The sequence below is a fragment of the Actinomadura sp. CNU-125 genome (genome assembly GCF_001942465.1).
GTDB lineage: Bacteria > Actinomycetota > Actinomycetes > Streptosporangiales > Streptosporangiaceae > Spirillospora.
In genome coordinates, this window is record NZ_MKJY01000308.1 from 1 (window position 1) to 5,672 (window position 5,672).

General features: G+C 75.4%; 6 protein-coding genes and 1 pseudogene. 4 read left to right on the forward strand and 3 right to left on the reverse strand.

The window, feature by feature from the left end:
• The first annotated feature begins 206 nt into the window (after positions 1 to 206).
• From BJF79_RS30225 to BJF79_RS51670, 3 genes are all read left to right on the forward strand, one after another.
• Positions 207 to 782, forward strand: a complete 576-nt coding sequence (locus BJF79_RS30225) for a hypothetical protein (protein WP_143220398.1) — start codon at positions 207 to 209, stop codon at positions 780 to 782.
• Between the two features lie 10 nt (positions 783 to 792).
• Positions 793 to 1,284 (forward strand): AAA family ATPase, encoded by a 492-nt coding sequence (locus tag BJF79_RS51665; protein WP_158079342.1) that lies wholly within the window; start codon positions 793 to 795, stop codon positions 1,282 to 1,284.
• 76 nt (positions 1,285 to 1,360) lie between these two features.
• Entirely contained in the window at positions 1,361 to 1,675 is a 315-nt protein-coding gene (locus BJF79_RS51670) for a hypothetical protein (protein WP_083734189.1), read from the forward strand.
• Between the two features lie 13 nt (positions 1,676 to 1,688).
• Here BJF79_RS51670 and BJF79_RS30235 read toward each other — a convergent pair whose 3' ends face one another.
• The 3 genes and pseudogenes from BJF79_RS30235 to BJF79_RS67460 form a co-directional block, all read right to left on the reverse strand.
• A complete protein-coding gene (locus BJF79_RS30235; protein ID WP_075902523.1) occupies positions 1,689 to 3,446 on the reverse strand; it encodes an NAD+ synthase in 1,758 nt (585 codons plus the stop codon).
• A gap of 33 nt (positions 3,447 to 3,479) precedes the next feature.
• Positions 3,480 to 4,337, reverse strand: coding sequence for an MFS transporter (locus tag BJF79_RS30240; RefSeq protein ID WP_262402755.1), 858 nt, complete (start codon positions 4,335 to 4,337; stop codon positions 3,480 to 3,482).
• Between the two features lie 109 nt (positions 4,338 to 4,446).
• Positions 4,447 to 4,584 (reverse strand): annotated as a pseudogene (locus BJF79_RS67460) (MFS transporter); the annotation flags it as partial.
• 201 nt (positions 4,585 to 4,785) lie between these two features.
• Here BJF79_RS67460 and BJF79_RS30245 point away from each other — a divergent pair.
• A partial coding sequence (locus tag BJF79_RS30245) for a DUF5937 family protein (RefSeq protein ID WP_143220400.1) occupies positions 4,786 to 5,672 on the forward strand: 887 nt, incomplete at its 3' end.

The window sequence follows — 5,672 nt, forward strand, 5'->3', positions numbered from 1 at the left end:
CCCTGTGGACGGCCGCCGAACGGCTCGACCGTCCCGACTGGCTCGGCCTGGACGGGCGCGGGCTGCTGCCGCGGCGCTGGCCGCGCTGCTCGGTGCCGTCTCGCCGCTCGGCCGGGGCGGCGTCGTCGGCGGCGCGGTGATCGCGCTGCTGACGGGCGCGCGGCGCCTGCGCGGCGTTCGGGCTGGACGCGCCGCGCGCCGGTGCCGTGCTCGCCCCGGTATGCGTGGTGCTGCTCGGCGTCGTGCTGCGGCTGGCGCTCGCGATGTCCGGGCTGACGTCGCTGGACGATCGGCGCGGCGAGGGCGGCGCGGTGCGGCGGGGCGACGTGCTGGAGGCGTTCGACGGCGCCCACCGGACGATGACGATCGCGACCGTCGCGGTCGCGGTCGCGGCGGTGGTCGGCGGGTTCGGCGCGTTGTCCCGGTTCGACGGCTGGACGGCCGCGCTCGCCGGGCTGCTCGCGGTGGTGCTCGCCGGACGGGCGCGGGTGTTCCCGCTGGTCGTGCAGAAGACGGCGCTGCTGGCGGCGGCCGTCGCGATCACGGTGGGGCTCGCGGTGCGGCTGGCGGGTCACGAGACGTGGGGCGCGCCGTCCGCGCTGGGCGTCCTGGTCGTGGTCCTCGCCCTGCCGGTGACGGTGCTGGCGTCCGGCCAGCCCGAGCACGTGCGGGCCCGGCTGCGGCGGGTGACGAACCTGGTCGAGGGGGCCGCCGTGGTGGCGATCGTCCCGGTGGCCATCGGCGTGTTCGGGACGTTCGCGCGCCTGCTCGGGACGTTCTGAGGGAGGGATCGTGGCCGACCCGATCGCCGTGCACGGTGATCCGCTGCCGCGGCGGCTGGCGCGCGGCGCCGTCCGTCCGCTGCGCGCGGCCGACGACGTGCGGGCGCTCGCCGAGCACGGCCGGTGGCTCGCGCGGCCGGTCACGACGGGGCGGCGCATCGCGGTGACGGGGATCCGCGGCGGCTCGGGCAAGAGCACGGTGGCGGCGCTCGTCGCCACGGTGCTCGCCCGGCACCGGCGGGACCGGGTGCTCGCTCTGGACGCCGACCCGCAGTTCGGATCGCTGCCGCTGCGGCTGGCGTGCCGCCGGGCCCGTCGCTGGCCGACCTGGCGCGCGGTCCGCTGGCCACGGCGTCGTTCCCCGAGGTCGAACCGGGGCTGGTGCGGCCGGCGGAGGGGCTGTGGGCGCTGCCGGGGACGCGCGGCGCGGTGGCCGACGGCGGCTTGGACGCCGGCGTGTACGCCACGGCGGGGGTCGCGCTCAGCCGGTTCTTCGGCGTGACGGTGACCGACTGCGGCGCGCCGTCCACACGCCGCTGCACCGGGCCGTCCTGTCGGCGGCGCACGCGCAGATCCTGGTGACGCCCGCCACGGTGGAGGGCGCGGCCGCGGCGGGGCGCGCCCTCGACTGGCTCGGTTCCGGCGAGCTGGGCGGGCTCGTGTCGCGGACGCTGGTGGTGCTGACCGTCCACGCGCCGGTGCAGCGGCGGCTGGTGGACGCCGGGAAGGTGCGCGAGATCCTGCGGGACGTGGGCGCGGACGTGCAGGTCCTGGGGTTCGACCGGCAACTGGCCGCCGGTGCCGAGCCGGCGCCGTCGCGGCTGGCGTACGCGACCCGCACCACCGCCATCGCGGTCGCCGCGACGGCCCTGCGGCGGGCCCTCACGACTTGACGCGGCCGCGTGGTCAGCCGCGTTCGCGCCAGCGGTTGGTGATGGGGAGGCGGCGGTCGCGGCCGAAGTTCTTCGGGGTGATCTTGGGGCCGGGCGGGTACTGGCGCCGCTTGTACTCGGCGAGGTCGACCAGCCGGACGATCCGGTCGACGAGCGCGGGGTCGTGCCCGGCGGTGGTGAGGGAGTCGCGGCCCATGTCGCGTTCGACGTAGTCGGCGAGGACGGGGTCGAGCACGGAGTACTCGGGGAGGCTGTCGCGGTCGCGCTGGCCGGGGCGCAGCTCGGCGGACGGCTCCTTTACGATGATCGCCTCGGGGACGGGTTCCTCGGCGAAGGGGTGCAGGAAGGGCAGGTCGGCGTCGAGGGCGCCGTTGCGCCAGCGGGCGAGGTCCCAGACGGTGGTCTTGAAGACGTCCTTGATCGGGGCGAAACCGCCGGCGGAGTCGCCGTAGAGGGTGGAGTAGCCGGTGGCGAGCTCGCTCTTGTTGCCGCCGGTGAGGACGAGGTGGCCGTGCTCGTTCGACAGGCCCATCCACACGTTGGCGCGGATGCGGGCCTGGAGGTTCTCGGCGGCGAGGCCGTGCAGGTCGAGTTCGGCCTCGAACGCCTCGACCATCCGGCCGATCGGGACGATCCGGGAGTGCAGGCCCTGGCGTTTGACCAGCTCCTCGGCGTCGGAGACCGAGCCCTCGGACGAGTAGCGGCTGGGCAGCAGGACGGCGTGCACGTTCTCGGGGCCGATGGCGTCGGCGGCGATCGTGGCGACGAGCGCGGAGTCGATGCCGCCGGACAGCCCGAGGACGACCGAGCGGAACCCGTTCTTGCGGACGTAGTCGCCGGTGCCGACGACGAGCGCGGCGTAGATTTCGGCGAGGTCGTCCAGGGGTTCGGCGACGGCCGGGGGTTCGGGGTCGTAGGCGGGCAGGGGATCGGACGAGAGCGTGCGGCGTTCGACGGTGAACGTGACGCCGCCGGGGGCTTCGACGGACGTCGGCCCCGCGTCGGCCGCGGCCTCGGGGAGGTCGAGGTCGGTGACGAGGAGGTGGGCGACGAACTGGGGCGCGCGGGCGATCGGGGAGCCGTCCGCGTCGACGATGAGGGAGTCGCCGTCGAAGACCAGTTCGTCTTGGCCGCCGACCATGTTCACGTAGGCGAGGGCGCAGCCCGCTTCGCGCGCGCGCCTGGCGCACAGGTCGAGGCGGACGTCGTCCTTGTCGCGCTCGTAGGGGGAGGCGTTGACGGCGAGGAGGAGCCCGGCACCGGCGGCGCGGGTGACGCTCGCGGGGCCGCCCTCCTGCCAGAGGTCCTCGCAGATGACGGTGGCGACGTCGATGCCGTGCAGGCGGACGACGGGGAGGGCGTCGGCGCTCTCGAAGATCCGGTATTCGTCGAACACGCCGTAGTTCGGCAGGTGGTGCTTGGCCGAGCCGATCAGGACGCCGCCGCCGTGCAGCCAGGCGGCGGCGTTGAGCGGCCGCCTGCCGCCGTCGCGGCGATCGAGATGCCCGACCACGACGGGGACGTCGCCCAGGCCGGCGTCGGCGAGGCGGCGGGCGACGGCGGTGAGGGCGCGCCGGGACGCCTCGACGAAGGACGGCCGCAGCGCGAGGTCCTCGACGGGGTAGCCGGTCAGTGCCATCTCGGGGAACGCGACGAGGTGGGCGCCGGAGTCGGCGGCGATCCGCGTCCAGTCCACGATGAGGTCGGCGTTGCCGTCGAGGTCGCCGACGGTCGGGTTCACCTGCGCGAGCGCGATCCGGAGCTGTGCCACGTCCCAAGACTAATACGCCGGGGATCAGTATCGTCAATCTGACGAGAAATGGCGGCGGCGGATGGCGGGGGCGAGCGCGAGCTGTCCCGCCGCGGCGGCGAGGGCGAGGCCCAGGCAGGTCAGCCACAGCGCGGGCCCCCCGCCGAGGCCGAGCAGCTGGGTGCCGCCGAGCGGCGCGAGCAGGAACCCGCCCGACCACGCCATCCCGTACAGGCCGTTGTAGCGTCCGCGCAGGTCGGCGGGGGCGAGGTCGGCGACGACGGCCTGCAGGACGGCCGCCGCGATGATCTCGCCGCACGTCCACACCAGGATCGTCAGGGTGTAGCCGGGCAGCGACGAGACGAGCGAGGTCAGCCCGTATCCGGTGCCGACGAGGACGAACCCGGCGACCAGCACGCGGCTGTGGTCGCGGCGGCTCAGCCATGCGTTGACCAGGGGCTGCACGATGACGATCAGCACCCCGTTCGCGGCGATCGCCAACCCGTACGCCTGCGCGCCGAGGCCGTCCTCCTTCATCGCCAGCGGCATGGTCGTCATGCCTTGCATCAGCACGAACGTGTACAGCAGCGTGATGACGACGTAGGCGACCATGACGCGGTCCCGCAGCGCCCGCGCGAACCCGCCCGGGGCGGCCGACGCCCGCGCGGCGCGGTCCCGCGTCTCGGGGACGGCGCGCCACACCAGCACGCCGAACGCCGCGCAGGTGAGGGCGTCGATCCAGAACAGCCACAGGAAGCCCTGCCGGGCGAGCGTCCCGCCGAGCACCATCGCGACGGCCCAGCCGAGGTTGACGGCCCAGAACAGCAGCCCGAAGGCGCGCGGGCGGTCCGCCGGGGAGATGATGTCGGCGACCATCGCCTGCGACGCGGGCCGGTACATGTCCAGCAGCACCCCGAGGACGAGCGCGGACGCGGCGAGCGCCCGCGCCCTGCGCGTGGCCGAGGGCGAGCATCGCGGCGCCGGTGCCGACGGTCGCCGCGGTCAGCGTCACGCGGCGGCCGACGCGGTCGGCGAGGACTCCGCCGATGAACTGGCCGGCGAGCGATCCGGCGCCGAGCAGCGCCATCACCGCGCCCGCCTGCGCCAGCGACAGGCCCCGCATGGTGGTCAGGTAGAGGCCGAGGAACGGCTCGACCATCGTGCCGAGCCGGTTGAGCAGCGTGCCGGCCCACAGCACCCAGAAGGTGCGGGGGAAACCGCCGATGCGGGGGGCGAGGAACGCGGCGACCCGGCCGGGCGGCGGGTCGACGGGGGCGTGTTGCGCGGTGGTCACGCATCGATGCTCGGGTAGCCGCCTCGGGAGCGATAATCATTTAGCCTGGGCTTAATGGTGGAACTGGTGTTCGCTCCGGACGACGTGGCGCGGGTCCGGTTCGCGTTCTCCCCGCTGTGGGAGATGGTGCGCAGCCTGCGGGTCCTCGCCGACCCGTCCGGGCACGCCCTTCATCTGCCGTGGGTGCACGCCGTCCGGCCCCGCCTGCGCGGGCTCGACCTGGCGCCGCTGCGGCGCATGGTCCCCGCCTGGGGGTACATTCCCGACTTCCTCACCCCGCCGCCGGACACCCCGCTGCCCGACCTCGGCGCCGAACTGGAGATCGTCCGGGCCACCCCGCCCGAGGTCGTCGCCGCCGAACTGCGGTTCATGCCGCCCGACCCGCGCCTCGCCGAGATGGCGGAGCGTCCCGCGCGCACCCTCGCGGTCGTCGCCGATCTGCTGGAGGACTACTGGGCGGCGGCCGTCGAGCCGTACTGGCCGCGGGTCCGCGACCTGCTGGAGGGAGACGTCCTGCGCCGCACCCGGGCCCTCGCCGCGCAGGGCGCCGCCGGGGTGTTCGGCGGCCTGCACGAGGCGGTCGCGTGGCGGGCGGGGACGCTGACGATCGACCGCCGCTGGGAGTTCCGCGGCGGCCTGGACGGGCGCGGGCTGCTGCTGGTCCCGAGCGCGTTCGTGTGGCCGGAGGTGTCGGTGATGATCCCGCCCTACCAGCCGATGCTCAGCTACCCGCCGACCGGCGTCGCGGCGCTCTGGGAGACGCGCCGCCCGGCCGGGCCGGACGGTCCCGCCCCGCCGCGCTCGCCGCGCTGCTCACCGCGCGCCGGGCTGCTGCTCGCGCTGGCGTCCCCGGCGTCCACGACGGAGCTGGCCGGACGGCTCGGCGTCACGCCCGCGGCGGTCAGCCAGCACCTCCGGCGTGCTCCGCGCCCTGCGGGCTCGTCACCGGCCAC